This window comes from Edaphobacter sp. HDX4, from assembly GCF_036877565.1.
In the GTDB taxonomy this organism is placed as follows: Bacteria; Acidobacteriota; Terriglobia; order Terriglobales; family Acidobacteriaceae; genus Edaphobacter.
On record NZ_JAEDXW010000009.1, the window covers coordinates 123,184 to 149,338 of the forward strand.

Consider the following 26,155-nt stretch of genomic DNA (forward strand, 5'->3'; position numbering starts at 1 on the left):
CGTCGGTAAGCCCGATTAAATAAAGGAACACTGCGTTCGGTAAACATAAATCTTGTCGAAGGACAGCAACTTCTAACGGAAAGGCGCGTTTCAACCTGGAGCGGGTTCATCTTCCGTAGAGGCTCACTTAGACTTGCGATCACGCTTTGACTGCACGACCTGCGTTTTAATTCTTCTGCTTCCAATCCTGCTCAGTGGTTGCTCAAACTCCGGGAAGACGGTCTCATCGATTACATCATCGCCGACGTCTCAGTGGGTCGTAGGCTGGGGAGCCTCGCCGCAAAACGCATTGGCTACGTCCAGCAATCCAGGCGGCAGCGAACAGAGCTTCCGTTTTATCGTCGTCCCGACCTTGGCCGGCAGCCGGGAGCGAGTACGGTTCTCCAACTACTTCGGCGCCACAGCCATCAGCATAGGTTCAGCACGCCTGGCCATCGCGTCAGGCTCGGGCCCTGCGATTGACAAGGCCCACGATGCTGCACTCACCTTCTCCGGCAATCCATCGGTAACGATTCAACCGAACCAGGAGGTCTACTCCGATCCGGTTGACGTTTCCTATACCTATGGTCAAAAACTTGCGATATCCGTTTATATGCAGGGCTCGTTTCCTGCCTTGACGGAGCATGACTCTCAGGTTGAAACGAATTTCACTACACCGATTGGAGCAGGAGATGCAACGAATGACTCCACCGGAGCCTCTTTCACGGAGACCACAACGGAATGGCTCTCCATTTCCAATGTAGACGTCTACGGACCATATGAGGGAACGGTGGCGGTCTTCGGAAGCTCGTCGGTTGATGGTCATAACTCCAACTACGGAGATACAAATTCCTATCCTGCTGCCAACGTTCCTGTTCCCGGGCAGGATAACGAGCGGCCATCTGACTGGCTGGGCAAATCCCTGAATGCAGCAGCCATTCCGGTAGGCGTCCTCAACGCGGGCCTGATGGGAGATGCTGCCGGCACCAGCACTTCTGGCGCTACAAGTGGTCTCGACCGCATTGACCATGACGTTCTGCAGCAGCCCGGAATCAAGGCGGTCGTCATCTATATCGGCGGCATCGACGTGCGCACCTACTGTCTGCCAGCCACCACGGTTGAAGGAACTCTTACCGCCATCGTCGCAAAGGCCCACGCTGCAGGAATTCGGATAATCCTGGCGACGCTTCCTCCTTCCGAATACTGCACGACGGGATCTCCGCTGCCGACGTCCGACAATCCTTATGCCGGTGACGTCAATCCGGGCCCGGAGAACCCCGGCTCGACGCAACGAAGAGCGCTCAATGCCTGGATCCGTGAAACCGGATCGCAGCTCGCAGGGGTTGTCTCGATCGCAGATTTCGACGCTGCACTCGCTGATCCTGCTCACCCCGACTTTATGATTCCGAGCTTGAACTCTGGAGATAACTTTCACCCGAACGGGGCTGGATATGGGGTGCAGAACAGTGCGATTGATATTACGGCGATTCTGGGGAAGTAGATGAGACCGAGTCACTTCATGCCTGTTCCTGCGCCTCGGCACTTGAGTGAGACGTGCGCAGATGCCAGGGAGGTCCTTCTCCGTCCTACTCGGCCTGATGCCGTCCGATGAAAATGTTTTGAAGTCATCTCCCCCACTACCCTCCGGACAGGACAAACGGGCTGCAAAAGCGTCCAAAAGCATTGGGGCACCTGTACCGCTGGAGCAGAACATGGGTTCCACGGCTACCGATACGACATCGAGCAAGACACTGAATGATTCCGTTGTCATTGACCTGGCAACGCATACGATTACCGCCTAACGAAGAGTATTCTCGACCAGCGGCCTTCGAGAGCCAGCGCGCCCATCTACCCAACCATCATCCGGGCCGCGTATCGTAGAAAGCCATGTTGATTCGCGCTGTCTCCCTCGCCTTCACCTTCGTCGCTATTACTCTGCCTGCCATCGCGCAGACTGCTCCCAATACCCTTACCCCGCAGGAAAAAGCGCAGGGCTGGCATCTGCTGTTTGACGGCAAGACCTCGAACGGCTGGCGCGGCGACCACAGCCCGACCTTTCCCACTAGCGGCTGGCAGGTCAAAGACGGCATGATCTCCGTGACCGAGCACGGTGGCGAAGAGGGCGGCAACGCCGGCGACATCATCACCACGCGCAAGTACGCGAACTTCGAGCTGATGGTCGACTTCCGCCTTACTCCCGGCGCAAACAGCGGCATCAAGTACTTCGTCGATCCTGACCTGAACAAGGGTTCGGGGTCAGCGATCGGATTCGAATACCAGATCCTCGACGACGCGCGCCATCCGGACGCGAAGAAGGGCGTCAACGGCGACCGCACGATGGCTTCGCTCTACGACATGATCGCCGCGGCGAAAGACAAGCCCGTCAAGCCGATTGGTGAGTGGAACACCGCCCGCATCGTCGTGCGCGGAGCCCATGGTGAGCACTGGCTGAACGGCGTCAAGGTAGTCGAGTACGAGCGCTTCACCCCGCAGTTCCGCAAGCTGGTGGCCGACAGCAAGTATCACGTTTGGCCCAACTTCGGCGAGGCGCACGATGGCTACCTCCTGCTGCAGGATCACGGCTTCCCGGTATCGTTCCGCAATATCAAGATCCGCGAGCTTCCTGCCGGCAAGTAGGTCTGTCGGGGGTGTTCGCCTTTCGAGGGGAGAACCTACAAGCGCGCACATCTCCCGCTGCCGCAGACATATTGCCTGCGGCGGTCAGAGAAGAAGGTTGGCGGCTACTTCGCCGCTGTCGTTCTCTTGACGTGGGGAATGCGTGTCACTCCGCCGTCGGGCATCACGATGTACTTGTCCCCGGTCGCCTCTTCGATGTAGGAGTTCTTGCTTCCGGCGACAAGCGTTACCTCGCGCGGGTCCGTCTGGCCCGGAGCCGTCAACACGAAGTGCTTCCCGTCTCCCTCATCCTGCACCGGCGACTTCGCAGCAGGCGGCGGAGGCGCTGCGGCGATTGCGGCCGGCGTGGGAGCAGCGGCTCCTGGAAGCTGGCCCGTCTGCCGGAAGTGAACATACTCCGGCCCCTTGATGCCGTTCACGCACTGCTGGTAGGCGTCGACTCCGACCTGCTGGCTGGTCGCGGTCGTGCTGGCCACGTCCTGGCTGTTGCGCTCGGTGCGCTGGGTTGCTCCTGTGGCTCCGGCTGTCTGTGCGCCGTTATTGTTGCCGCCCCACCAGCCCCACCCGTTTCTGCGAGAGACCGCACTGGTCGCCACGCCGGTAGCTCCGGTGACAGCACCTTGTGCCATCTTGTCTTTGTCCTGGCCGTGTTCGCGATCGTGCAGCGCCTTCTGCTCGTCGGTCAACTGCCCTGAGGCCTGCTGGCGACACTGGGTGAGCTGGTCCTGGGTGATCGGCATCATGTCCATCGTGATGCCGTCGGCAGGCGCGGCCGCCGCGGCGTGTTGCTGGGGAGCCTGGCCGAGGACGGAAGCCGTCGCAACGCCCGCAACCAAGGCTGTTTTAATAAGGAATTTGAGAGTCATGTTCCCCCTCCTGGGATGAGTTGGCGTTCCCGGCAATCACTCGATGCGGGCCCCAGAACTCAGAAGTAACGGGAACACGCACATCGTACCCCCAGTTCATGCGTCAGGCAAGGACTTCGGCGGCACGTTTTACGCTGCAAAACGTGGTGCCACGGCAGGCGCAAGACTGCGCGATCTCTAAGGCTCGCCTTTTCATCACGCGAAGGATTGACTGCTGGTCTGGCCCGATACATGACAAAATGCACGCAAAGGCGTCCAATAATGTTGGAGTGAAAAAGCATGGCAATGAACGACTACCGCATGAACGAGTACCGCAGCTATCCCACCATCATTGACGCGCCGCGCGAGGAGACCACCTCGCTGCTGGCCAAGGTGCTTGGGATCACCGCGGTCGGCTTTATCATCACCGCCTTCGGTGTGGTCACCGCTCCCGCCTGGGGAACCCTGCCCGGGATGATCCTGGTCTTCGGACTCGTCTTCGGGATCAGCTTCGCCCGCAAGGCCAATCCGGCGCTCGGGCTCGCGCTGTTCTTCGGGCTCTCCTACTTCATGGGCTGGGAGATCGGGCCTCTGATCCAGCGCTACATCCACGCCTACGGCAGCAGCCTCGTCTTCAACGCCGCTGCAACCACGGGCGCGGGGATGGCTGTCATGGGCTGCATCTCGTACCTGTTCAACATCAACTACCGGCGCGTCGCCGGGGTGGGCATGGCGGCGCTGCTGCTGCTGATCATCGCCGGAATCGCCAGCATGTTCTTCCACTTCCTTACGCCGGATGCGTACTCGTGGCTGACTCTGGGCGTCTTTACCCTGTTGACGGTCGGTGACTTCGCCCGCATCCGCGCTGGCGGCAATGGAGCGTCGGCGGTCTCGCTTGCACTCTCCATCTACCTGGATGCCATCAACATCTTCCTCGCAGTATTGCAGCTGATGGGCGGCCGTCGCAGCCGCGACTAAGCTCTTCCTGCACCTCGTACCGAAAGATCGGATGCCCCGCTCCTGCAGCTTCAGGAGCGGGGCATTTGCACGACAGGGGCCTGCGACATTTCCTCAAAAGCGCCCAAAGTGTCATTCTGGAAGAGATGAAGCGTCTCACATCCCTCCGAACCGCAGCCGTTCCTGCCCTGCTCTTCCTCCTCACCCTCGGCGCCCACGCGCAGGACAAGGGCTACTGGCGCGCGTCCAGCCAGACGGCTCGATCCATCACGGGAGACGTCTCGCTGGCCGACGAGAAGATCATGATCAACTTCTACACCACCACGATGTCGCAAATCCGGACACTCGAGGCCGGTGAGGTCAGCGCGGTCTTCGATGCCGACAGCACCACCCATCCGACAGGCAGTCTGTACCGGCTGAACATCCCCGCGGAGAAGAAGTTCGTGCATAAGAACAACCTCTGCGGCTCTGAAGGCGTGCAGTGGATGGTCACCTATGCTCGCGGAAATGCGATGCAGCTGGCGTTCTTCTCCGGAGCCAAGCCGCCTGTCTTTACCCTCGACGCCATCTCCAACTCCACGGATCTGTGCGGGACATTTTCCTACGTAAGATAGCCTCGCCCCAGGCCTGAATCCACGTGAGTTCCCCTCGCGAGGGAAACAGTTTTCTCTCTTCCGGCTCACGCCGTGAGGAGGCACGTTTCCATCCTTGTTTCGGCGAGCTGCGGAATTGGCGCGGAATGAGTAAGTTACAGAATGATTAACAAATTGGCAGCCTGATTGCTTTCTCGCAGAGACAGGAAACATGAAAACCACCGTCACTGACGTGAGAAAGTAGGTAGCCATGGCGGCGACCGCAACATTTACCTGCACCTGCGGGATTCAGAAGAAGGTCAGCAATCATTGGATCCTCGCAAAATGCAGTGCTTCTCGATTTGAACTGATGCCTTGGGATTATCACCTCGCCTTGCAGGATGACATCGTCGTTCTTTGCGGCGAACGCTGTGCAACTGCTCTACTAAGCCGCTGTCTGGGCGAGTGGAAGCAGGCCGATGCCGGCACCATCTTGAACGAGCCGTACCTGGTGGCCTAGGATCCCTCGGGCTTCGACCGATTGTGAGCCGCGAGATCGCACGACCTGCTGCAGCACGACCGCGGCAGCGATCTCCATCGACAATCGAAGCTGCCGACAACAGCGCCGAGGCCGGAGAAGCAGCGTGCGAGCACCCTTGGTTGTGCTCACGCGCGCTCAGGCCTAGTTCCTTTCAATCGGCGGCGGGGTCCAGTCTCCGCTCGTGATTTCATCCCCCGGCCAGTACATCCGTAGAAACGCGATGTATCCTCCGCTCGCAGGAGTCGGCAACCAGTTGCAGAACTGCTTCGATCCCTTCGGAGGCTCTTCGGCCTGCAGATACAAATCAAGAGAACCGTCATTGTTCAGACAGGGCGCATGTCCCTGAACGGAAGGAATCCCCACCGCATTCCAGTTCGCTGAAACAGGATCGGGACTCGGTACCAGTTTTCCGTCGGCATCGTAGATCGTCAACGACCAGAAGCCGCCCGGATGCACCGGCGGAAGACCCGAGGTTCCGGATTTGTCAAAGTGAATCTTGTAGTTTCTGCGTCCGCTCAGGGGTTGCCCGTGGCCGTTGGTCTGCGTGTAGCCATACACCGCGTCTTCCTTCCTGTTAGCTCCAAGCGCATCTTTGGCGACCTCCGCCCGCAGCAGATATCGCCGGCCGTAGGTGCCTACATCCAGCGAGACAAGCCAACCGGTTGAGGTCGGCTGCGTCGTGGGAACGGTGTCCATAAGCTTCTGGGCCAGCACGACAGACTGTTGCAGATTTGCCAGCCTCTCCGGACGCATCGTGGAGCAATCGAAGTTTGTTCCTGTAATCGGAACACTTCCTTTGGTCGGGTCGCTGTTGCGCGCGACCAGCCCCAGACGCAGCAGAGCAGGGAGCACCGGATCGTCCTGTCCCGGAACCGGAAGGTTGTAGTTCATCATCGCGGCTAGATTCTGAAAGAAGGCACATGCATCCATCGCATTGACCTGGTGCAGGGGAGGAGTAAGGACATCGGCGTATGGCTGCACCGGAAGCTGCTGCGGAGGTATGTACTTCTGCCCCGGAACATACTTGCTCAATGGAGTCAGCGTCAGATCCGGGTAGATCGTGTTGACGACAGTCTGAATATCTGGATCCGTGCCGTCCGTGTAGATACGACCGATGATCCACACGGAGCTGGTCGCGAACGGGATAGTTCCGCGAATATTGGAGGGAATCACAGGCGGGTTGCTGCCAGAACAGGTAGGCCCGACCAGGGCATAGTCACCCTCCTGGCTCGACTTGTCCGATCCCGGCGACAGAGGACTTACCTCAGTCCATCCGTCCAGCATCTGCAGGATAAAGAAGCGGCTGCCCATATTCGGGATGTGCAGAATCACCGGCTCCGGACAAAGATTGAGGAACGACGAGGCATACAGCGTCGACGTGCTTGGAAGCACGACGGCCGTGAACGATGCATTGGGCAGCACCTTCTCTGCACCGAACTGGTTCAGAGGAGCTGCTCCCAGCTTCGTATCGGCGTTCGGCACGGTCGTCGCTGTTCGGCCCGTCACCCCGAACATCATCAACGGATATCCGTAGATGTAGCTGAGCACACCATCGGCGACCACGCCGGGTGCGAAGCGTTGAATGTCTTCCAGCGTCTGGCCATTTCCCTGGATCCCGGTAGCGGCGACAGCTATCAGCAGGGCAACAGCATAAGTGGCTTGGCACAGTCTCTTCATGGGATGTCTCCGTTTGGAAAACGTGAATCGATTCGACACAGGAGGCCGATTGAATTCCCGGGGAGGGGCCGATCACGAGGGGCCGGTAACGAAGAGAGCGGCGTGATTAGACTCGGTGCTGTACTCTGCCGATCTTTCGGGCCTTTAGCGGATCGCCGCGCAGTCGTGACTGCAGACGCGTCCGGCAACACTGAGGGAGACTAACCGCACATCAAGAAGTCAAAGCTCTGCGGAGCCGCGCCATCAATGTAGCTGCCGAGTTACGAAAAGTCCAGTGCTCGCAAAGCGACGTCATCTTGCCGCTGCAGCTTCATACCCTTCGGGAGATTAGAGGCCGGCTCGAGAAAGATAAATTCTTATGAATCCTCCGCCTGACGAGCGCCATCTTCAAGGGCACAACCAGGAGCTTCCATGATTCGCATCTGCGCCGCACACGACTTCGAGCAGATCTACGACATCATCAATGACGGTGCGCAGGCCTATCGAGGAGTCATTCCCTCCGACCGGTGGACTGAGCCCTACATGTCGCGCGAGAAGCTCCGGCACGAGATCGACTCAGGTGTAGTCTTCACCGGCTTCGACGACGGTCGCTCCCTGATTGCCGTCATGGGCCTGCAGCATGTGCAGGACGTCACGCTTATTCGCCACGCCTATGTCCGCTCCTCGCATCAGAAGCGAGGCATAGGGACGCTCTTGCTCTCGCACCTGCGCGAGCTTACGGACAAACCCGTCCTCATCGGTACCTGGGCAGATGCGTCCTGGGCGATCCGTTTTTATCAGCGCCACGGTTTTCGTCTGGTCAGCCCGGAGGAGAAGGCGCCGCTGCTGAGAAAGTACTGGACTGTTCCTGAACGCCAGATCGACAGCTCAGTCGTTCTGGCGGACCTGAACTGGCACTCCTCGCAATAGGATTGCCTACCTTCCGTATGGCGTGGCGGTATCGACCATCGGGCTTCGCGGCAGTGTGAACGCTGGATCCGGATGCGCCGGATCGAACGCCGGGATTCCGGGACGCATCCACTTCACCAGCGGGCTCTTCTGCTCGCGCAACGACTGCACGACACACCGGGCAAGTTCGTAGGCCCCATAGCTGTTGAAGTGCGTATTATCGCTCAGCGCTTCTGTCTGCCCGGGGAAGGTATTAGCCGGGTAATGCACGAATGCCTTCAGCGTGCCATCCGGTCCCATCGTCTCCCACATCACCTTGCTCATCGTATTCAGGTCCACCAGCGGCAACTTCTCCGCTTCCGCAATCTGCCTCAGCGTCTGCGGATAAGGTGCGAGCGAGTCGGTGATCTTCCCCGCATCGTCGAAGGTGCGCCGGTTCATGCTGGTCACCAGGATCGGATGTGCGCCGATCGCCTCTGCCTTTGCTACATACTTCTTCACCAGGGCCGTGTAATCCGTGGCCGCAGGAACGTAGCCGCGACCGGGCTTCTGATCGTTATGCGCAAACTGCAGCATCAGGTAGTCGCCTCGCTTGAGGGTCGAGAAGATCTTCTCCCAGCGCTTCTCCGTCTCAAACGAGCGGATGGTCTCGCCGGACTCCGCGTGATTCGCAATCGCCACCTTCGGGCCGAAGAAGCGCGGCAGCATCTGCCCCCACGCCGCCCACGGCTCCTTATCCTGGTCCACTACTGTCGAGTCTCCGGCAAGGTAGACCGTCGGCACATCGCTCACGGCTTCCACGGAGATCTTCCGCACCGAGGGATGGTCGCCGTTGAACTCAAGCGTCAGCTTATCGTCCCAGTCCAGCGCCCCGATCTCGCGCGGCTTCAGATGCACGCGGTCTCCCCCGGCAATCTCCGGCGTGCGCACGTTCACGACGAAGCTCTCTTTCCTGTACTGCCCCGCCCTCGTCTTCTCCTGCTCGAGCATCAGCCGTCGCGACTCCGCCCTGACCGTGGTATCTGCTGCCGCGTCTCCGCCCAACTCCACAGTCACCCGATAATTTCCATCCGTCGCCGGGAAGGAGATAAAGAAGGGAGCATCACTCGCACAGCCCGCCTTCGTCTGTTGCACGGGAGGTGCTACAAGATCGAATTCCGCCGATGATGCGCTAAACCGCGCAGAGGCCGTCTTCCCACACACCAGCACAACTGGCGCTGCGGATGCACTCATCGCCGCCACACACAACAAACCCGCCGCCCACAGAACCTTCATCCGGAAATCCACTCCCGAGCCAGAGTTGCAACCAGAAAAAGCCTATCACTTTCTATAGAGAACAACTTCTCCCATTGGAAGTAGACCGTATTTTGCTACGTGCGATCGATGGACCTGCCGGCTATGAACGCTACCACGGCTCTCCGCTCTCGCGCGCAGCCAACATCGATCCAGACAGCACTCAGAGACGCATCGACTCAATCGTCTCGCGGAGGGCCGCGGTCATGCCGTAGCGGGTTTGCGGGCCCTGCGCAGGATCAGGTACACGCTCACCAGCACCAGTGCCGCACCGGCGACGACGTGTGCTGTGAGAGGCTCTCCCGCAGCGAAGTATCCCAGCGCAACCGCCACCACGGGGTTTACATAGGCGTAGCTGGCGACGGTGCTCGCCGGCATTCTGCCCAGCAACCAGACGTATGCCGTAAACGCCAGCAGCGAGCCGAACAGAATCAGGTACGCCAGTGCCAGGGCGGCGGATCGCGTGACGTGGGGCCAGGGGCGCAGCTCGCCGAAGGCTCCGGAGAGCAACAGAAGGACCGCTCCGCCAATCATCATGGAACCTCCCGCTGTGACCGGGCGCGACTTGGGCAAGGTCAGCTTGCGGCTGAGCACCGTTCCCAGACACCAGCCCGCGGTTCCAAGCAGGGTCACGACACAGGGAAGCAGCGCCAGCTTCTGGTGAGGATCAGGAAGCAACAGGACGCCTACGCCGCAGAAGCCCAGCAGAACGGCAGCGACAAGGCTCCAGCGAAACGGCTGCATCCGGAACAGAAAGATCTCGAATGCGATGGTCATCAGCGGAACCGTGGCCGAAAGCACCGCCGCAATCCCGGACGGAATGTACTTCTCGGCCCAGAAGAGCGCGCCGTAATCGAGCACGAACATCAGCGATCCCATCAGGGCCAGGTTGCGCCATTCGAGCCTCGTCGGACGCACCGCTCCACGCAGCCGCATAAAGCCCAACAGGATGGATCCGGCAAGAAACATTCTCACCCCGGCGGCAAACAGCGGGGGAACCTGGTGGACCGCAATCCTGATAGCAAAGAAGGTCGTACCCCACAGAAGGTAGATCGCAAGGAAGGCGAAGACGACCCCCACGTCGAAGCCTCGGCGTTCCGCAGTGAGTTCGTTGCTAACCTGTATACCCGGCATAGGTGGTTACTACTTTACGAATCCCCGCATAACCTGTAAACATGCTTTTGGAGGTTACTCGAACAATTGTGACCAAATCCTTCCAACTCGTCGCCGGACACCCCGCAGTCGATCTTGTGAACACGCTGGACTGGAGATTTCGTGAAGCCGGCGCGGAAGAGCTGCTGAACACCTACGAAGATCTTCTGCGCTTTACCGAGCAGACCGGCCTCCTGAGCCAGCGGCAGGCCAAAGCACTGCGCCGTACCGAGGGTCCCACGGCTTCTCGCGCATTGCAGCAGGCCCGGGACCTGAGGGAGAGCGCCGCTCAGGTGTTTTACGCCATGGTTGACCGGGTGGAACCGCCGGTCGAGGGCGTCCTCAGGCTCGACCGGTACATGCACGCCGCGCAGGCAAACCGTACCCTGCGGTGGACGCCGTCGGGGGTGAAGCTCGTGTGGGCCGAGGAGACCGACCCGGCGCTCCCGGTGTGGCTGCTCGGCCAGGCAGCAGCCGATGCGCTGACGTCGGCGAGTGCGGGTAACCTGCGCGCCTGTGCGGACGCAGCCTGCCGCTGGCTCTTTCTGGATATGAGCAAGAACCACATGCGGCGGTGGTGCGATATGAAAATCTGTGGCAACCGCACCAAGGCTCGCCGCTTTCGGGAGCAGCGCAGCGCACGCTGAGCGAAGGGACCGAAACCCGACGCATCGACTATCCTGTAAGAGACAGCTTTTTCCGAGCCATCAAGACCAGCTCGATGAATAGAGGAACCCTTTGCCTTTGAACTGTGGAATCGTCGGCCTGCCCAATGTGGGCAAGTCCACCATCTTTAACGCCCTGACCTCTGCAAAGGCACAGGCAGCGAATTATCCGTTCTGCACCATCGACCCCAATACGGGGACGGTGACCGTGCCCGACGAGCGGCTGGACCAGATCACGAAGCTGGTGGTCCCCAATCGCACCGTCCCGACCACGATGGAGTTTATCGACATCGCCGGCCTGGTAGAGGGAGCAAGCAAGGGAGAGGGTCTCGGCAACCAGTTCCTTGGGCACATCCGCGCTACTGATGCCATCTGTCACGTGGTCCGATGCTTCGACGACCCGGAGGTCGTGCACGTTGCGGGAGGCGTCAATCCCCTGCACGACATGGACATCATCAACACCGAGCTTCTGCTTGCGGACCTCGAGACGGTGGAGAAGCGTGCGCAACGCGTCGAGAAGCTTGCACGCAATACCCAGGACGCAAAGATCAAGGCCGAGGCGTCGGCGGTTGCGAAGTTGAAGGCGGTTCTCGAGGCGGGAAAGCCGGCGCGCACCGCCGATCTGACCGATGACGAATGGATCGCGGCACGCGAGCTCTTCCTGATTACGGCCAAACCGCAGCTCTACGTCGCAAACGTGGATGAGGCTGCGCTGACCATGGGCAACGCCTATACCGAGGCCGTCGAGAAGCGAGCAGCAGAAGAGGGTGCGCAGGTGGTTCGCATCTGCGGTGCGCTCGAGAGTGAGATCGCGCAGCTCGATCCGGCGGAGCGTACAGAGTTCCTGGAATCGGTCGGCCTCACCGAGCCGGGACTGAACCGTCTGATCCACTCGGCCTATCGCCTGCTGGACCTGATCACCTACTTCACGGCAGGCGTGCAGGAGGTTCGGGCGTGGACGATTCGCCGCGGGACCAAGGCCCCGGGCGCTGCAGGGGTGATCCACTCCGACTTCGAGCGCGGTTTCATCAAGGCAGACTGCTACTCCTGCGACGACCTGTTCAAGTACGGCAGTGAGCAGGCGGTCAAAGAGAAGGGTCTGCTGCGGTCGGAAGGCAAGGAGTACGTCGTCAAGGACGGCGACATTCTCTTCTTCAAGTTCAACGTCTGAAGATTATGCCCGCTCCTGTTTTTACAGGTGTCCTTCACTGTGTTTCCTGAAACAGAAGAAACCGGCATAGTCGCCGGTTTCTTTTGCGCAAAGGGCCGAAAGGGACTCAAGGCTCTTACGAAACTCGTTGCTCTCCATCCCGATCAGTCGCTGACGAGAAGCCGACTTATGAGGACTTATCCGCCCTGCTAGCGAAAGGCCGTCTACTCTGATTGGGAACTGAGCAAGCTTCTTCGGTGTCTAAAATGAAGATGCTATCGATATGAAGTTCATCTCAACAAGAATTTGCGCGGGCCTTACGTTCTCGTTTCTAGCCCTTTGCGCCGAGTCGCGTGCCATACACGCGTATTCTTTGCCTTCGGCATTCAGCGGATGTCGAAATTTTGAATCCTGTCTGAGTGCTCTCGATTCGAAAGCTAGAACTTCGGATGGCTCCACCAGCCCGGATGAGGAGGCTATTGCAGCAAAGCTCTCCACATTTGGAGAACCGGCAAAGATCGAGCTTTTAAGACGTGCTGCTGGCGACAATATAGGGTGGCGGAACCTATCTCAAGCGATCCTGTACAACTGGAAAACCTGGTCCCCTTCAGACGTTCCGGAACTTCAGGCGGCTCTTCGACGCGATCCTGGAGGATGGATGGCGAAACCACTTGCCACCATCGCAACTCCTGCCGCGATTGAGGCGCTTGTCGAAGACCTGCCTAAGGGGAGTCAGAACCAGACTGACTTCGCTTTGGAAAAGCTTGGACCTCGAGCAGTTCCTGCGCTAATGCCTCTTTTAGAGAATGCGGGCACCGCTGCACCCGCTATGCGGGTAATCAAATCAATGGGAGAATCCGTGGCATCGCGTCAGGTCGAGTGGGTTCAAACAGCAATCGATGTCACGAAACCACTGCCTGAACGATTGGCAGCACTCCGAGCTATCAGCGCCCTAGGTAGCAGAGCCAGACAATCCGCCGCTTCCATCTCATCACTTGCAGAATCGACGGAGCCCGCGCTACGTCGTCAAACAATATCGACGCTTGAAGCTGTGCAGAGCTTTGAACAGAAGTTCAATGAACGCGCTCAAGATGTCAGCATCATAGAGCTTATTGCGAACCCATTGAAGTACGACGGTAAACAGGTTCAGCTCATTGGCTTCTTGAGGCTTGAATTTGAAGGGAACGCGATCTATCTACACCAAGAAGATTTCGAACACGCGATCTCGAGAAATGCTATCTGGATTGATCGACCTGCGGACCTTTCTGAGAAGCAGGCCCTGGACGTCAACAACAGATACATCATCTGTCAGGGAACTTTCAAAGCCGGAGAACACGGCCATATGGGAATGTTCAGCGGTTCATTGACGCACATCAACAGGCTGGAGCCTTGGGCCGTTCAGTAGCTAACCTGCGACCGAGAGTTGCAGGTTAGCTTTCGGGCGTTACTCCCGATAAACGCCGTTTTCCGGAAGCAGTATATTGCTGAAGAGAAGCCGACATGTCGGTACCAATCACGGGAACGCTTATATTGATTTGTGGATCTGAAAGGCACCATCATGAGAACGGATGGCTGGTCGCTCAAGCCGGCGCTCCTGTCTTTGACTCTGGTCGCCACATTAACCCTCCTCTGCCAGCTTCCCGGATCGGTCAGTTTTTTTCTTATCCCGCTTTCAGTACTCGGTTATGGAATCGCAGCTGCCGTCTTCCTTGCTATAGGCGCATATTGCGTCATCAGGAAACGCCCGCGAAGAGCAGGATCGGTTGTCTTAGTACTTCTCCTGCCTGCATTGTCGTGGCGACCGATCAACTTGGCCGCAGATTTTATACATCTTGGGCTAACCGCAGGATTCGGAGTCGGTCAGCTTGGCAGTTCGTCAAGGTCGAATGATGACAGTTTTGTCGTTTATGACTGGTCCGTGGGAATCGCGGGAGGTCCGAATACATTCTTAATCCATGACGTGTCCGACGAGATTGCATTGCCGATCGCTCAACGCACACACTCGCCAAGTTCAGAAAACGGCTTTGGAGAAGAGTGTGCGGGTAAAGTTCGGCCGTTGATCAATCACTATTACGTCTGCACTATCTGAGGTAAGTACCGAGAAACGCTATTCTCGAAATCTGGGCGACAACAACGAAATTCACCGAAGTAGAAGCGAAAGTGATGGATGTCCTCGCGAGTGCGAGAGCATCGTTGTTATAGCTTATGAATCTGCGTGGACCTTTGAAGCTTTACCTTTATGGTGTTAGAGTCCTTCGCGGAAGCCTTCGCGCCAGCTGCTCCACTTTGGGGTCCACTGGAGTTCGTTGCGGGCCTTTGCGTTGGAGACGCCGCGAACGTCATTCATCAGAGCCACGGCGTGCTCGCCGATAAGCATCTTTGCCAGCACGTTAGGCACATGTCGCGGCGGAGGTGCACCGACACACTGCGCAAGGTGCGGCAGCCAGTCGAGGACGGGTGCGGGATCGTCATCGACGATGTTATAAACCCCGTGCCGTGCCAGGGTGAGCGCGGCCAGAGTGGCCGTTGCGGCGTCATGCAGGTGGATGAAGGACCACGCGCCGGTTCCCTGACCGATCACAGGAACATGATGCTTCCGGATCTCGTCCACCATCGCGCCGTCTTTCGCAAGCGAGCTGTGCGGACCGTAGAAGGAACCGTAGCGCAGCACGACTCCCTTGAAGCCTTGCTCACGCAGTACCATGTGCTCGAGCAGCTCGAGGGCATCCAAGGTCGTCTTCATCTGCGGTGGCGGTGAGGGATCGAGATCGTCCTCTTCGCTCTTCAGCATGATTCCCCGACGAGCATAGGGCCATCCGGCGAAGCTCTGCGCGAGGAAGGTTTCGACACCGGCACGAACGGCAGCGGTGGCGAGATTGCGAGTGCCTTCGGTGCGCAGCTGGTTGGTGGGACCGAACTCACGCTCGAAGTGGCGCAGATCGAGCCTCGCGGGAATCGCGGTGGCCTGATGGATGACCGCCTGCGGTCTGATCTCGGAGAGACGCGAGCCTACCGCGTGGCCGTCGAGAATGTCGACAACCACGGGAGTAGCGCCGAGCGCAGAGACGAGCTCCTGATGCGACGGATTGCGAATGACGCCGAAGACCTCGTGCTTCTGCTCGACGAGGAGAGGGATGAGGGTTCGACCGATGGCTCCGGATGCGCCTGCCAGCAGAATTCTCATGGGCGTAATTCTTCCACAAACTCATCGGGCGGGAGAGAGCCGCCGCTAAAAAAAGAGTTCTCCAGCTCCGCTTATCCGGGCTGTTTTTCTTCATCCAACTCGAGAAGGCTGCGTGCCTCTTCAAGGTTGTAGGCTCTGTCGTCGATGGTCAGCTCATAGTCCCCTGCATTGTCAGGGACGTGGTGAACACCGTGAACGTTGTGTCCTTTAGCCCGCAGCGCGCTTACAAGAAGATCGATATCTACCATGGTGTGTTTAGAGTGACGCGGCCATCATACAGGTTGTGTAAGGATGCGCAAGCAGCTCTCGCTATCGAGACGAAACAACATCGCAGCCACGCGATTGGCTCAAAAAGTGGCAAAGCACCAGGGAGCCAGGAAGGAAGGACTGCATGACTTCAGGAAGCGATCAACACAATCTGGAGCGATTCATCGAGGCACAGGACGGAGTGTATGAACAGGCCTGCGCCGAGCTTCGGGCGGCCCAGAAGCAGACCCACTGGATGTGGTTCATCTTTCCTCAGATTCGCGGCCTCGGTTCAAGCGCGATGGCGACCCAGTATGCCATCTCATCGCTCGAAGAGGCGCACGCCTATCTGGAGCATCCGGTGCTGGGCCAGCGATTACGGGAGATCACGGCCATCGTCACTGGCCTGAAGAACCGCACCGTCGAGCAGATCTTTGGCTATCCCGATGACATGAAATTCCATTCCAGTATGACTTTGTTTGCACAGGCCGCCACGATCTCGCAGGAAGATCTGATCTTTAGCCAGGCGCTCGATAAATATTTCTCCGGACGAGAAGACGCGGCAACGATGGAGCGGCTCTAAGAAAGGACAAGGAGTATCCACGTTGCATTCATGCTCAAAAAACGAAAGTGTGTCACCTGTTCGACTGTCGTTCTTTCTCTCACTGTGATTGCATGGACCGCCGCCACCCTGGGCTGCGGGAAGAAGGAAGAGGCCCATGCGAATCCCGCACCTTCAGCATCGGTGAAGGTGCCTGCGATGAAGCCTGCTCCGGCAACCCCGATTCTGGCCAAGCGGGTGGAGCTGGGCGGCGATACCTGGGACCCGGAGTGGGACAAGATCGTCGAGCTGGCGCTTCCGCCCGAGATGCTCTCTCACAAGGTGCCTCACGATGTACGCCGCTTCTGCCCGAGGTTTTACCAGATGGGAGAGGCGGACAAGCGCGCCTTCTGGGCTTACTTCTTCCAGGCGCTCGCAGGAGCCGAAGCCGGGCTTGATCCCACAACGCGCGTGCGTCACACCCAGCCGGAGGTCGCGGTCGTCGACAAGGTCAGCAAGCGCATGGTTCGCAGCGAGGGATTGTTACAGCTGACCTATGAAGACCAGCAGCGGTACGGCTGCGACTTCGACTGGCAGCACGATAAAGCTCTGAAGCCCGACGATCCGGACAAGACCATCCTGCAGCCGAAGAACAATCTGGAATGCGGCATCAAGATTCTGGATAACCAGATCATCGACCAGCACAAGCCTCTGCTCTCGCAGACAGGCTACTGGTCGACGCTGCGGCCGGGAACGGTAAGCTACCGGGTCTTTGCGAAACAGATGACCAATGTTCCGATCGCCTGCAGGAAGCAGTCCAACGTAGCCTCCCGCTGATCCGGTAGGCTTCGGTCTGCTCCTCTGAAAGAGGAGGGGCTATCTGTGCCCTCCTCCGCCGGAACCTCCGCTGTGCCCTCCCCCACCACCGCCGGAGCCGCCGCTGGTCCCGCCGCCACCGCCGCCGCCATGGATGCCACCACCACCAGCGTTGCCACCTCCACCGCCGCCGCCACCATGGAAACCTCCTCCTCCACCGCTGCCCATGGAGCCGTGAGAACCACCACCGCCACCCATCGCGCCGCCGTGGAAGCCTCCATTGCCTGCTGGTCCGCCTCCATGAGATCCACCAGCCTGAGCGCCGGGGGAACCTCCCGCTGCGCCACCTCCCGGGAAGCCATCGCCGTGATGTTGGCCACTGCCGTTCCAACTGCCTGCAGGACGATCTCCCGAGTGCTCGCCGGTGACGGAAGCGGACTGTCCACGCCAGGCTTCTGAATTCTCCCGCGCCCAGCCGGAATGACCTGAGCGGATGGTGAGGGGAACACCGTTGTGGCTGGTGCTCCCGTTATCGCGAAAGCCTCCCATCGGCTGCGCATAGGCCTGCCGGTTCACGAAGCCGTTGTGTTCGACCTGGCCGGAGAGCCGATGCAGATTCCCCATCTCTCCGCGTGGAACTCCCAGACCCGCGGAGTTCTGCCGGATGACGAAGTTGTCGGGCCGGTCCATTTGAGAGAAGACCAGAGCCGAGCGATTGGAGATGACGAGGGTATTGTGGGGAACTCCCGTGGCGTGTATCGGACCCGGCGGCCGAAGAGGGATGCCGCCGCGGACCTCGCCCTGTCCGGGCTGGCCAGGCTTGCTGGGGATGGGTCGGCTGATGATCGTCGGGCTGGCGTTGGCGAGCCCGAACCAGGAGCCTCCCGGACGCCAACCCCAGCCGACGCCGGGGCAGAAGTTCCATGCTCCCGAGTGGTAGGGCAGCCACCCCCAGGGATAAGGCGAGACCCAGGAGTACCCGGCTCCCTTGTACCAGGCCCATACGCCGTTCGCGTACGGGTCCCAGCCTGCACCGGTGAAGTATGGACGCCACATCGTGCCGCAGCCACCGGCGTTGCTGAAAGCGCCGTAGTAGTTCAGGTCGGATACTCCGTAGGAGTAGCCCGAGCTGCCGAGCGCCTTGAAGTTCATGTAACGGTCGTGGAAGTCTCCGGACCGCTTGTCCCACTCATCGTATGGAATCTCTTCAATCTTTTTGGCCACTTCGACGCTCTGGGGCGGGATGACGGGATTGAAGGTGACGGAGTGCTTTTTACCGACCGACGTCGTCGCCGTGCCCGTCCACATCTCAACGTCGCCGCCAAAAACCGTCAGGTTCGCCTTCCCGTTCGCGGTATCGAGCCTCATGTGAGTGGAGGGCTCGACGGTCATGGCGGAGTTGCCGGTCTCGACGACAAACTCGTTGCCCTTCGTTCCCGCGAGATTTACATAGACTGTGCCTTGGACCAGCCTGATCGTGGTCGCTTTGGCTCCCGTATTGCGAAGAATCAGACGGGGGAAGTCCACCTGGGACTGGGGCGGAAGGCGAAGGGTGCTGCCGTCTTCGAACTCCACCTCGGCGAAGCCATCCCCGGTCGCCAGACGGGAGCGCTCGACGATCGGCATGTTGGGCATGGTCGCCTCAACCTTGCCGGTTCCGCGGTCCAGGACAAGACGGCCCTGTGCCTGGCTAAGGCGCACGATGCGCACGTGGGAGTCTCCCGGGTGAAGTCCATCGCTCTCCCGGACAGCAGCAGTAGGTGCAGGCTGCTCTTCTACAGAAGCGGCAGGCGGGGCAGAAGCCGGGGAGGAGTCCTCGGCTGCCGGAGCAACAGCAGGAGCAGGAGCCACAGCCGGAGAGGCTGGCGGAGCGGGAGCGGGAGCCTCAGGGACGACGCTGGACGGGACGGGCTGCTGTGCGGATAGTCCACCTGCAAGGCAAAGGATCGAAGTCGCCAGAATCACGAAGGCGGTCTTCATGGGAACCTTCCCTTCTGTCTACCGATAGTGGTGCGACTCGGGCGGCGGAAAAAGTATACGCCTGGTTTAGATAAATAGACCGGTCCGAAAAGATGTTTTCTAAGATGCGATTCAGCGACGGCCCGCAAGACCGGATCAATGGGGCGTAACTACATCTGCGGGGGCACAGAAAAGACGGTTAGGGGATGGTCAAAGGTGCGGCCTATAATGCACTATGGCATCCCCAAATTCGGCCTCGACGAAGCCTGGAATCCAGGCGTCCCCTGAGGGCCAGCCATCGATTCCAGCCTCCGGCGACGGGGTTGAGCCGAATTCGGCTCTCCTGCCTGGGGCTGCCGAGGCTGGTGCGCATGGGGGAGTGCCTGTCCCGGAGAAGATTCAGACAGGGAGCGAAAGCTCTGCGTCCCACCTCGCCGGGCTGGCTAAAGGCGACATAGAAGTCATCGACGAAAAGTTCAACAAGCTGCTCGATACCGTCCACGAGAATCGCCCCGGCGACGATCTGGAGATCATCCGCAAGGCCTGGACATTTTGCCTGCAGCAGCATGAGGGACAGAAACGCGCCTCGGGCGAGCCCTACGTCATTCACCCGCTCGAGGTCGGTCAGGTTCTGGCCGAGCTCAAGATGGATTCCACCGCCATCGCAGCCGGTCTGCTGCACGATGCGGTCGAAGATACCGACGTAACCTCGGCGGAGATTGCCAAGCGCTTTGGCGAGCAGGTCGCGCACATCGTCGAAGGCGTCACCAAGCTGGACAAGATCAAGTTCGCCAATCGCGAAGACCACCAGGCCGAGAACATCCGCAAGATGCTGCTGGCCATGGTCACGGACGTTCGCGTCGTCATCATCAAGCTGGCCGACCGGCTGCACAACATGCGCACGCTGGAGCACCTGAAGCCGGAGAAGCAGCAGAAGATCGCCCGCGAGACGCTGGAGATCTACGCTCCGCTGGCCCACCGTCTCGGCATGGGCAAGCTGCGCGGCGAGCTTGAGGATCTGGCCTTCCGCTATACCGACCCCTTCGGCTACGAGCAGGTCTCGACGGAAGTGGATGCGCTGCGCGGGGCGGGCGAGGAGTTCCTCAAAAAGATCGTCACCCGCCTGGAAGAGAAGCTGCGCGAGTTCAAGATATCGGGACGCGTGGAGTGGCGCATCAAGCGTCTCTACTCCATCCAGCAGAAGCTGCAGGAGGGCAAGATTCCTGTAGATCAGGTCTATGACCTGCTGGCCGTGCGAGTGATTACGCAGACAGTGCAGGACTGCTACGCTCTGCTCGGGCTGTTGCACTCGATGTGGCGTCCGGTGCCGGGCAGGATCAAGGACTTCATCGCGATGCCGCGGCCTAATCTGTATCAGTCGCTGCATACGACCCTGATCGCCGAGGGCGGACACCAGTTCGAGGTGCAGATCCGCACCGAAGACATGCACCGCGTGGCCGAAGAAGGCATTGCGGCACACTGGAAGTACAAGGCTGACGATAACGTAAGCGCAAAGGATGAGCAGCGTCTCGCGTGGGTTCGCCAGCTGATGGAATGGCAGCGCGAGATGAGCGATCCCAACGAGTTCATGTCGACGCTCAAGATCGACCTGTACCCGGAGGAGGTCTACACCTTCACCCCCAAGGGCAAGGTGGTCGTTCTGCCCAAGGATGCCAGCCCCATCGACTTTGCGTACGCCATCCACACCGAGGTCGGTAATACGACCGTCGGCGCGAAGGTCAACGGACGCATCGTTCCTCTGCGGACCCGGCTCAAGAACGGGGACATCGTCGAGATCACGACGCAGACGGGACACACTCCCAGCCGCGACTGGCTCAGCTTTACCAAGAGCTCGAAGGCCCGCAACAAGATCAAGCACTGGCTCAACGAGCACCAGCGTCAGCGCGCGATGGAGATTGGCCGCAAGCTGCTGGACCGCGAGGCTCGCAAGTACAAACTGGCGCTGAACAAGTACAGCAGCGCGGACTACGACCGTGTCGCCACCGAATACGGGCTGACCAGCGAAACGGAGCTTCTGGCCGGAGTCGGCTTCGGCAAGTACTCCTCCCGCCAGGTACTGAACAAGCTCGAGCCTGGATCGACCATGACTCCGGAGCCCGCACATCCGGAGCCCGGAACCGTAGGTAACGCCATCGGGCAGATGTCGGAGGCAGTCAAGCGAGTCTTCTTCGGCAAAGGCTCGGAGTCCCTGCAGGTAGAGGGGCAGGACGATCTTCTGGTCTACCGCGCACGATGTTGTAACCCCATCCGCGGCGAAGAGATTATCGGCTACGTCACGCGCGGCAAAGGTGTCGCCGTCCACGCAAGAAGCTGTCCCAACGTGCAGAATCTTCTGTATGAATCCGACCGAAGAATCCAGGTGGAGTGGGCTCCCATGGCCTCTGAATCCAGCACTGCCAAATCTCAGACTTATCCGGTCAAGCTGACCGTCTTTTGCGAAGACCGTACCGGGATGCTCAAGGAGTTCACCGCCATCATCTCCGATGACGGGACCAACATCCGGAGCGTGGATTCGAAGCCCGTCCAAGATGGTCTGGCCGCAGTCGATTTTGTGATCGAGACCGTTGACGTGCGGCACCTGAACCGGCTGGTAGAACGGCTGCGCCGTGTGCCGGGAGTACGCGAGGTCCAGAGAGTCCAGAAGATTTAGCGGAGAACGGAAGTTGATATCGAGGTACGGCAGATTGACGAGGCGGAAGGCTCTGAAGCTTTCCGGGATGGCCGCTATGGCGGCAGGGCTGGACCGGCTTTCCGCAATCGCAGAGACTCCTGCTGATTACACGCTCGACATCGCTCCATACTCGCTGGAGATCTCTCCAGGCCGATTCATCAAGACGATTGCCTACAATCAACAGATCCCCGGGCCGCTGCTGCGCCTGAAGGAAGGCGTGCCTGTCACGATAGGTGTTAGCAATAACAGCGGCAATGACGAGGTGGTCCACTGGCACGGGCTTTTTCTTCCGCCTGAGGTCGATGGTGCGATGGAGGAAGGAACGCCTCATATTCCTGCCGGAAGATCGGCACGGTACACCTTCACACCGACACCCTCGGGATTCCGCTGGTATCACACGCATACCTTCGCAGGACGCGATGTAAAGAAGGGCCTCTACTCCGGCCAGTACGGCTTTTTGTGGATTGAGCCCCGCGAGAATCCGGCGCGCTACGATCAGGAGTTCTTCCTGGCTCTGCACGACTGGAACGCGATGATACTCGGCAGTGACGACGGTTCTATGAGTCCCGTCTACGACTACTCCACCATCAATGGAAAGACCCTCGGTTTTGGAGAGCCGCTGCGCGTTAAAGAGGGGCAACGGATCCTTGTGCACGTCGTTAATACCAGTGCAACGGAACCGCACTGGCTGGCTCTGGCAGGCCACAAGCTGCGCGTGGTCGCGCTCGATGGTCACGCAGTTCCTTCTCCCCAGACCGTGGAGATGATTCACCTTTCGCCGGCGGAGCGCGTATCGGTCGAGGTGGATATGAACCATCCAGGCGTGTGGGTTCTTGGAGAGGTCCGTAAGCACGTCATGTCAGCGGGAATGGGTATCGTGGTCGAGTATGCAGGACGATCCGGAAAGCCTACGTGGAATCAGCCGCAGATGCTCGAGTGGGATTATCGGCGCTTCGGTGCGGAGGATGTGGCGCCGCCAGCAGAATCTTCAGGTGATCTTAAGGAAACTGCGATCCCCTTGACATTCGAGTCGAAGTTCACGGGACACGGCTCCATGGACCGCTGGATGATCAATGGAAGGTCGTTTCCGGATACGGAGACAGTGAGGCTAACGTTCGGCCAGCGGTATCGTCTGGTCTTTAGAAACAAGAGCATGGATGATCATCCCGTCCACCTGCACCGGCACAGCTTCGAGCTGCGCAGGCTGGCAGGCAAGGAGACACGGGGGATTCTGAAAGATACTGTCCTGGTGAAGGCAGGCACAGAGGCGGAGGTTGTGTTCACAGCCAATCAGCCAGGGCTTACGTTGTTCCACTGCCATCAGCAAGACCATATGGATATGGGCTTCATGATGCTGTTCCGCTGTATCTAGAAAGAAAATATCGAACGATGGCTTTATCCCTGTTTCACTCGCGAAAGACAGTCTTTGCTCTCTTTGCCCTGTTGCTTGGCTGCGTTCTGCACGCCAGCGCACAGGGAAACTACGAGATTCAGGTCTACGGCTCAGATACGGTTCTGCCAAAGACCACGATGGTGGAGCTGCACTCGAACTACACCGCAAGAGGTTCTCTCTTTACGACAGATGGAACCTATCCGACAAACCATCAGGAACACGAGACCCTCGAGATTACGCAGGGGCTGACGAGTTGGTCCGAGGTAGGCTTCTATGTCTTCAGCAGCATCCAGGACGGCCACGGCATTCAGTGGGTAGGCGACCATATACGGCCCAGGGTGCGGGTTCCGGATTCGTGGCACTGGCCGGTAGGCGTGAGCCTTTCGACCGAAGTGGGATATCAGCGTCCCGTCTACTCCCCGGACACCTGGACGTGGGAGCTGAGGCCAATCGTAGATAAATCGATAGGACGATGGTATCTCGCTTTCAATCCAGCCCTGGAACGCACGTGGCACGGACCCGACATAAGGCAGGGACTAGGATTTTCTCCCGGCTTCAAAGTCGGCTATGACTTCACGCGCGAGATCAGCGGCGGCCTGGAGTATTACGCTGACTACGGTCGCATCGGCTCCTTCGACAGCTTCAGAAATCAGCAGCAGCAGGTCTTTGCGGTGACTGACTTGAATGTATCCCCAAAATGGGAAATTAACCTGGGCGTTGGAGTGGGATCGACCTCGGCGACAGACCACCTTATCGTCAAAGGCATTCTGGGAAGACGCTTTGACTGGCGGAGGCCGTCGCCGGTCGAGTAGAACGATTAGCGTGGGTTGGTATATTCCGGTTGTTCCGTCTCGCGACGCTCGCGTTTCTTAACGGCCTTGTCCTTGCGCACCTTGTTCGCGATGGCACCTGCACCTGCACCGGCCGCACCGCCGATCAGAGCTCCCTTGCCACCACCCGCCAGCGCGCCCACGACGGCGCCACCTGCCGCTGTACCGCCCACGACCTTCGCTCCCGTGTGCTTGCGATGATCCTGCGCTGTCTGCTCGTGCTCCGCTCGATCGTGCTCTGCCTGCGTAGCCTGCTGCACCATCGGGTATACCTGCACCATTGCGTGTACCGGCAGCGAAAACATGGAAGCTGCCACAAAAGAAGCCACTGCGCGATTCAGGTTCATAAACATCGTTTACTGTCCTCCTGAAGCTCGTACTGCATACCTCATTTCGATGCATAGCGAACTGTCACCTTTGCACAAGCGACGCCTGCCCGCAGAAAGATAAATTCGGGCCCGCAGGAAAAAGGTTGGCTGAAACCATCTGAAAAAAAATCTGCCCGTATAGTCGGATTCCGACTATGCTCATTGCAAACAGCAGGAGTCATCCATGACGGAGCTTGAAGATCGGATCGTTTCGGCAGCGATAGCAGAACAGGACGACGCGGCCTCTCTGCCGGTCTGGCCCATGGTCATCGGGGTCGCAGCGACGGGCGCGGTCCTCGATTTTCTCTGCTCCTGGCTGCGCAGAGGTTCGCTCCCGCCCATCGGTCTGTTCCTCATCGCTGCTTCACTGCTGTTTACGGCAACCATGGTGTGTGGCTTTGTCGTTCGAACGATCTATGTCCGAGTCCTTCATGGCAGCCGGAAGGTTTCAACCCCGGTCGTGCATGCCGCGTGCCTGGTGGCCTTGTGGATTCCTGCGTGGATGCTGTTTATCGAGACGTGGTCGCTGCTGATGATTGCTGCCGGGGTAATCTGTCTTACTTGTCTGGGAGTGTTTTTGAAGCGCTGTGAGATCGAGGCTGCACCGCAGGCGATCTCTACCACGCGACCCGCGCCGGGAACACCCTTCCAGTTTCCCGATGGTCTGCTGGCGCGCAGGCTTCTGCCGTCGCTGTTGCTTGTGCTGTTGCTCGACGGCGTGATCGGACTGGCGGCAGCGCGATGGTTTGTCATGGCTTCGTTGGGAGCAGGAGTCTTCACCGGTCTGCTGGGATGGAGGGCGGTGGCGCGGGCCTCGATTGCCTCCGGAGGAAGGTCGATCCTTTCACGCAGCGGGCAGACCGGGATCGTAGCGGCCGCGTTCCTCTTCACCGTGATCGCGCTCATCCCTTATCTGCGGGCAGGAGTCCTGCGCCGCTTCCACATTCCTCCCGTTCAGGACTTTTCGAAGAACGTTACGCCGAAGCCTGCTACCTCTTCCTCCTCGAGTGCGGGCTACATCGGCATCATTCTGCTGCCGCTCCAGCAGGCGCAAAAGAAGATTATCGCTCCGGTAAAACGAGAGCTGGTTCCCCACTTCGGCGCCAGGCTCACCGACCCGATGGAGATTCCATTCGACGGCCAGTACTGGTACTTCAAGTGGCCCGACAAGCGGCCGCGATCGACGGCGCGGGTGGTGCGAGGAAGTTCGATCAAGACGCAGGTGAGTTCGAGCGATCGCTATCCTCTCCTGATGGAGGCGCACCAGAGATTGGCCAATCCGCTCGACCTCGGCTGCTGCAGCGCCATCGCACTGACGATCGAAGACGCCGACCAGATGGGCGGCCCTATCTCGCTTGAGTTATGGGTGAGGAAGCTGCCCGATCCGAAGCCCGCGACGAAGCAGAGATTCAATGTCGTGGCGCCGGAACAGGCACCCCACTATCTCGGGACAGCAATCATTCCGTCCAGCCAGTTGCCGATCGCGCAGCGCCCCAATGCATCGGGAAAAGTGGAAGAAGAGACTCTTAGCTTCCCGGTTCCGGCAGCCATGGACGGGACGATGTTCGACGAGATCGCGGTCGTGGTGAAGACCTCTCCGGAGCGGGCGAGGATGGGAGCGAAGGTGGCGATCAAGAAGTTTGTGCTGGAGCCTTAGATCTGATGAATCACCGCATTACCGCATCAGCGCGAACAAACGGGTTGCCGGGCGGCGAACACGCATGTATGCTTGAAAGCAAGATGATCTCGCACACCAGCCGATTTATTAGC

Annotated in this window: 24 protein-coding genes; 16 read left to right on the plus strand and 8 right to left on the minus strand. The window is 59.2% G+C overall.

The genetic code is table 11. The features are described 5' to 3' along the window. Nucleotides 1–133: 133 nt before the first annotated feature. The 3 genes from JAO29_RS10875 to JAO29_RS10885 all read left to right on the plus strand — a co-directional run bounded on the left by JAO29_RS10875 (nucleotide 134) and on the right by JAO29_RS10885 (nucleotide 2,616). Nucleotides 134–1,480 (plus strand): GDSL-type esterase/lipase family protein, encoded by a 1,347-nt coding sequence (locus JAO29_RS10875; protein ID WP_334268235.1) that lies wholly within the window; start codon nucleotides 134–136, stop codon nucleotides 1,478–1,480. A 118-nt stretch (nucleotides 1,481–1,598) separates the two neighbouring features. Further along, nucleotides 1,599–1,781 carry a hypothetical protein gene (locus JAO29_RS10880; protein WP_334268236.1) on the plus strand — a complete coding sequence of 61 codons (183 nt, stop codon included), beginning with the start codon at nucleotides 1,599–1,601 and terminating at the stop codon, nucleotides 1,779–1,781. An 85-nt stretch (nucleotides 1,782–1,866) separates the two neighbouring features. After that, nucleotides 1,867–2,616 carry a 3-keto-disaccharide hydrolase gene (locus tag JAO29_RS10885; protein ID WP_334268237.1) on the plus strand — a complete coding sequence of 250 codons (750 nt, stop codon included), beginning with the start codon at nucleotides 1,867–1,869 and terminating at the stop codon, nucleotides 2,614–2,616. Nucleotides 2,617–2,720: 104 nt separating this feature from the next. Here the strand turns inward: JAO29_RS10885 and JAO29_RS10890 are convergent, their stop codons facing one another. Continuing rightward, entirely contained in the window at nucleotides 2,721–3,482 is a 762-nt protein-coding gene (locus JAO29_RS10890) for a hypothetical protein (RefSeq protein ID WP_334268238.1), read from the minus strand. 279 nt (nucleotides 3,483–3,761) lie between these two features. Here JAO29_RS10890 and JAO29_RS10895 point away from each other — a divergent pair, with 279 nt between their 5' ends. The 3 genes from JAO29_RS10895 (at nucleotide 3,762) to JAO29_RS10905 (ending at nucleotide 5,510) form a co-directional block, all read left to right on the plus strand. Further along, a complete protein-coding gene (locus JAO29_RS10895) occupies nucleotides 3,762–4,439 on the plus strand; it encodes a Bax inhibitor-1/YccA family protein (protein ID WP_334268239.1) in 678 nt (225 codons plus the stop codon). A 125-nt stretch (nucleotides 4,440–4,564) separates the two neighbouring features. After that, complete coding sequence (locus tag JAO29_RS10900) at nucleotides 4,565–5,032, plus strand: hypothetical protein (protein ID WP_334268240.1); 468 nt, start codon at nucleotides 4,565–4,567, stop codon at nucleotides 5,030–5,032. Between the two features lie 229 nt (nucleotides 5,033–5,261). After that, nucleotides 5,262–5,510, plus strand: a complete 249-nt coding sequence (locus tag JAO29_RS10905; protein ID WP_334268241.1) for a hypothetical protein — start codon at nucleotides 5,262–5,264, stop codon at nucleotides 5,508–5,510. A gap of 162 nt (nucleotides 5,511–5,672) precedes the next feature. Here JAO29_RS10905 and JAO29_RS10910 read toward each other — a convergent pair whose 3' ends face one another. After that, nucleotides 5,673–7,208 carry a DUF1254 domain-containing protein gene (locus JAO29_RS10910; RefSeq protein WP_334268242.1) on the minus strand — a complete coding sequence of 512 codons (1,536 nt, stop codon included), beginning with the start codon at nucleotides 7,206–7,208 and terminating at the stop codon, nucleotides 5,673–5,675. Nucleotides 7,209–7,619: 411 nt separating this feature from the next. Between JAO29_RS10910 and JAO29_RS10915 the strand changes: the two genes are divergently transcribed. Continuing rightward, nucleotides 7,620–8,117 carry a GNAT family N-acetyltransferase gene (locus JAO29_RS10915; protein WP_334268243.1) on the plus strand — a complete coding sequence of 166 codons (498 nt, stop codon included), beginning with the start codon at nucleotides 7,620–7,622 and terminating at the stop codon, nucleotides 8,115–8,117. A 6-nt stretch (nucleotides 8,118–8,123) separates the two neighbouring features. On the opposite strand, the gene JAO29_RS10920 is transcribed toward JAO29_RS10915, so the two are convergent. After that, nucleotides 8,124–9,371: a rhamnogalacturonan acetylesterase gene (locus tag JAO29_RS10920; RefSeq protein WP_334268244.1), complete on the minus strand. Its 1,248-nt coding sequence runs from the start codon at nucleotides 9,369–9,371 to the stop codon at nucleotides 8,124–8,126. A 222-nt stretch (nucleotides 9,372–9,593) separates the two neighbouring features. Continuing rightward, the gene (locus JAO29_RS10925; RefSeq protein WP_334268245.1) at nucleotides 9,594–10,523 is read right to left on the minus strand and encodes an EamA family transporter; all 930 of its coding nucleotides are present in this window, start codon (nucleotides 10,521–10,523) and stop codon (nucleotides 9,594–9,596) included. A gap of 41 nt (nucleotides 10,524–10,564) precedes the next feature. Here JAO29_RS10925 and JAO29_RS10930 point away from each other — a divergent pair, with 41 nt between their 5' ends. The 3 genes from JAO29_RS10930 to JAO29_RS10940 all read left to right on the plus strand — a co-directional run bounded on the left by JAO29_RS10930 (nucleotide 10,565) and on the right by JAO29_RS10940 (nucleotide 13,761). Continuing rightward, the gene (locus JAO29_RS10930) at nucleotides 10,565–11,188 is read left to right on the plus strand and encodes a CGNR zinc finger domain-containing protein (RefSeq protein WP_334268246.1); all 624 of its coding nucleotides are present in this window, start codon (nucleotides 10,565–10,567) and stop codon (nucleotides 11,186–11,188) included. A 91-nt stretch (nucleotides 11,189–11,279) separates the two neighbouring features. Further along, complete coding sequence (gene ychF, locus JAO29_RS10935) at nucleotides 11,280–12,377, plus strand: redox-regulated ATPase YchF (RefSeq protein ID WP_334268247.1); 1,098 nt, start codon at nucleotides 11,280–11,282, stop codon at nucleotides 12,375–12,377. Between the two features lie 262 nt (nucleotides 12,378–12,639). Beyond that, complete coding sequence (locus JAO29_RS10940) at nucleotides 12,640–13,761, plus strand: hypothetical protein (RefSeq protein WP_334268248.1); 1,122 nt, start codon at nucleotides 12,640–12,642, stop codon at nucleotides 13,759–13,761. A gap of 840 nt (nucleotides 13,762–14,601) precedes the next feature. Here the strand turns inward: JAO29_RS10940 and JAO29_RS10945 are convergent. Together JAO29_RS10945 and JAO29_RS10950 are read right to left on the minus strand one after the other, a co-directional pair. After that, the gene (locus JAO29_RS10945) at nucleotides 14,602–15,540 is read right to left on the minus strand and encodes an NAD-dependent epimerase/dehydratase family protein (protein WP_334268249.1); all 939 of its coding nucleotides are present in this window, start codon (nucleotides 15,538–15,540) and stop codon (nucleotides 14,602–14,604) included. 71 nt (nucleotides 15,541–15,611) lie between these two features. Beyond that, the gene (locus tag JAO29_RS10950) at nucleotides 15,612–15,788 is read right to left on the minus strand and encodes a hypothetical protein (protein WP_334268250.1); all 177 of its coding nucleotides are present in this window, start codon (nucleotides 15,786–15,788) and stop codon (nucleotides 15,612–15,614) included. A 143-nt stretch (nucleotides 15,789–15,931) separates the two neighbouring features. On the opposite strand from JAO29_RS10950, the gene JAO29_RS10955 reads away from it, so the two are divergent. After that, a complete protein-coding gene (locus JAO29_RS10955) occupies nucleotides 15,932–16,369 on the plus strand; it encodes a DUF1810 domain-containing protein (RefSeq protein WP_334268251.1) in 438 nt (145 codons plus the stop codon). Nucleotides 16,370–16,399: 30 nt separating this feature from the next. Then, entirely contained in the window at nucleotides 16,400–17,164 is a 765-nt protein-coding gene (locus tag JAO29_RS10960; protein ID WP_334268252.1) for a hypothetical protein, read from the plus strand. 39 nt (nucleotides 17,165–17,203) lie between these two features. Here the strand turns inward: JAO29_RS10960 and JAO29_RS10965 are convergent, their stop codons facing one another. Next, nucleotides 17,204–19,123 (minus strand): FecR family protein, encoded by a 1,920-nt coding sequence (locus JAO29_RS10965; protein WP_334268253.1) that lies wholly within the window; start codon nucleotides 19,121–19,123, stop codon nucleotides 17,204–17,206. Nucleotides 19,124–19,337: 214 nt separating this feature from the next. On the opposite strand from JAO29_RS10965, the gene JAO29_RS10970 reads away from it, so the two are divergent. From JAO29_RS10970 to JAO29_RS10980, 3 genes are all read left to right on the plus strand, one after another. Beyond that, nucleotides 19,338–21,773, plus strand: coding sequence for a RelA/SpoT family protein (locus tag JAO29_RS10970; protein WP_334268254.1), 2,436 nt, complete (start codon nucleotides 19,338–19,340; stop codon nucleotides 21,771–21,773). A gap of 67 nt (nucleotides 21,774–21,840) precedes the next feature. Then, complete coding sequence (locus JAO29_RS10975) at nucleotides 21,841–23,166, plus strand: multicopper oxidase family protein (protein WP_334268255.1); 1,326 nt, start codon at nucleotides 21,841–21,843, stop codon at nucleotides 23,164–23,166. Nucleotides 23,167–23,183: 17 nt separating this feature from the next. Beyond that, nucleotides 23,184–23,999 (plus strand): hypothetical protein, encoded by an 816-nt coding sequence (locus JAO29_RS10980; RefSeq protein WP_334268256.1) that lies wholly within the window; start codon nucleotides 23,184–23,186, stop codon nucleotides 23,997–23,999. A gap of 5 nt (nucleotides 24,000–24,004) precedes the next feature. On the opposite strand, the gene JAO29_RS10985 is transcribed toward JAO29_RS10980, so the two are convergent. After that, nucleotides 24,005–24,370 (minus strand): hypothetical protein, encoded by a 366-nt coding sequence (locus tag JAO29_RS10985; RefSeq protein ID WP_334268257.1) that lies wholly within the window; start codon nucleotides 24,368–24,370, stop codon nucleotides 24,005–24,007. A 199-nt stretch (nucleotides 24,371–24,569) separates the two neighbouring features. Here JAO29_RS10985 and JAO29_RS10990 point away from each other — a divergent pair, with 199 nt between their 5' ends. Beyond that, complete coding sequence (locus JAO29_RS10990) at nucleotides 24,570–26,042, plus strand: hypothetical protein (protein WP_334268258.1); 1,473 nt, start codon at nucleotides 24,570–24,572, stop codon at nucleotides 26,040–26,042. Nucleotides 26,043–26,155: the final 113 nt, after the last annotated feature.

What these genes read in the sequence shown, in the direction of transcription:
- JAO29_RS10895 (WP_334268239.1), top strand. Translation starts at nt 3,762, where the DNA reads ATGGCAATGAACGACTACCGCATGAACGAGTACCGCAGCTATCCCACC.
- JAO29_RS10950 (WP_334268250.1), bottom strand. Translation starts at nt 15,788, where the DNA reads ATGGTAGATATCGATCTTCTTGTAAGCGCGCTGCGGGCTAAAGGACAC.
- JAO29_RS10890 (WP_334268238.1), bottom strand. Translation starts at nt 3,482, where the DNA reads ATGACTCTCAAATTCCTTATTAAAACAGCCTTGGTTGCGGGCGTTGCG.
- JAO29_RS10970 (WP_334268254.1), top strand. Translation starts at nt 19,338, where the DNA reads ATGGCATCCCCAAATTCGGCCTCGACGAAGCCTGGAATCCAGGCGTCC.
- JAO29_RS10905 (WP_334268241.1), top strand. Translation starts at nt 5,262, where the DNA reads ATGGCGGCGACCGCAACATTTACCTGCACCTGCGGGATTCAGAAGAAG.
- JAO29_RS10885 (WP_334268237.1), top strand. Translation starts at nt 1,867, where the DNA reads ATGTTGATTCGCGCTGTCTCCCTCGCCTTCACCTTCGTCGCTATTACT.
- JAO29_RS10925 (WP_334268245.1), bottom strand. Translation starts at nt 10,523, where the DNA reads ATGCCGGGTATACAGGTTAGCAACGAACTCACTGCGGAACGCCGAGGC.
- JAO29_RS10940 (WP_334268248.1), top strand. Translation starts at nt 12,640, where the DNA reads ATGAAGTTCATCTCAACAAGAATTTGCGCGGGCCTTACGTTCTCGTTT.
- JAO29_RS10900 (WP_334268240.1), top strand. Translation starts at nt 4,565, where the DNA reads ATGAAGCGTCTCACATCCCTCCGAACCGCAGCCGTTCCTGCCCTGCTC.
- JAO29_RS10975 (WP_334268255.1), top strand. Translation starts at nt 21,841, where the DNA reads ATGGCCGCTATGGCGGCAGGGCTGGACCGGCTTTCCGCAATCGCAGAG.
- JAO29_RS10955 (WP_334268251.1), top strand. Translation starts at nt 15,932, where the DNA reads ATGACTTCAGGAAGCGATCAACACAATCTGGAGCGATTCATCGAGGCA.
- JAO29_RS10980 (WP_334268256.1), top strand. Translation starts at nt 23,184, where the DNA reads ATGGCTTTATCCCTGTTTCACTCGCGAAAGACAGTCTTTGCTCTCTTT.
- JAO29_RS10985 (WP_334268257.1), bottom strand. Translation starts at nt 24,370, where the DNA reads ATGTTTATGAACCTGAATCGCGCAGTGGCTTCTTTTGTGGCAGCTTCC.
- JAO29_RS10960 (WP_334268252.1), top strand. Translation starts at nt 16,400, where the DNA reads ATGCTCAAAAAACGAAAGTGTGTCACCTGTTCGACTGTCGTTCTTTCT.
- JAO29_RS10910 (WP_334268242.1), bottom strand. Translation starts at nt 7,208, where the DNA reads ATGAAGAGACTGTGCCAAGCCACTTATGCTGTTGCCCTGCTGATAGCT.
- JAO29_RS10990 (WP_334268258.1), top strand. Translation starts at nt 24,570, where the DNA reads ATGACGGAGCTTGAAGATCGGATCGTTTCGGCAGCGATAGCAGAACAG.
- JAO29_RS10965 (WP_334268253.1), bottom strand. Translation starts at nt 19,123, where the DNA reads ATGAAGACCGCCTTCGTGATTCTGGCGACTTCGATCCTTTGCCTTGCA.
- JAO29_RS10920 (WP_334268244.1), bottom strand. Translation starts at nt 9,371, where the DNA reads ATGAAGGTTCTGTGGGCGGCGGGTTTGTTGTGTGTGGCGGCGATGAGT.
- JAO29_RS10915 (WP_334268243.1), top strand. Translation starts at nt 7,620, where the DNA reads ATGATTCGCATCTGCGCCGCACACGACTTCGAGCAGATCTACGACATC.
- JAO29_RS10930 (WP_334268246.1), top strand. Translation starts at nt 10,565, where the DNA reads ATGCTTTTGGAGGTTACTCGAACAATTGTGACCAAATCCTTCCAACTC.
- JAO29_RS10945 (WP_334268249.1), bottom strand. Translation starts at nt 15,540, where the DNA reads ATGAGAATTCTGCTGGCAGGCGCATCCGGAGCCATCGGTCGAACCCTC.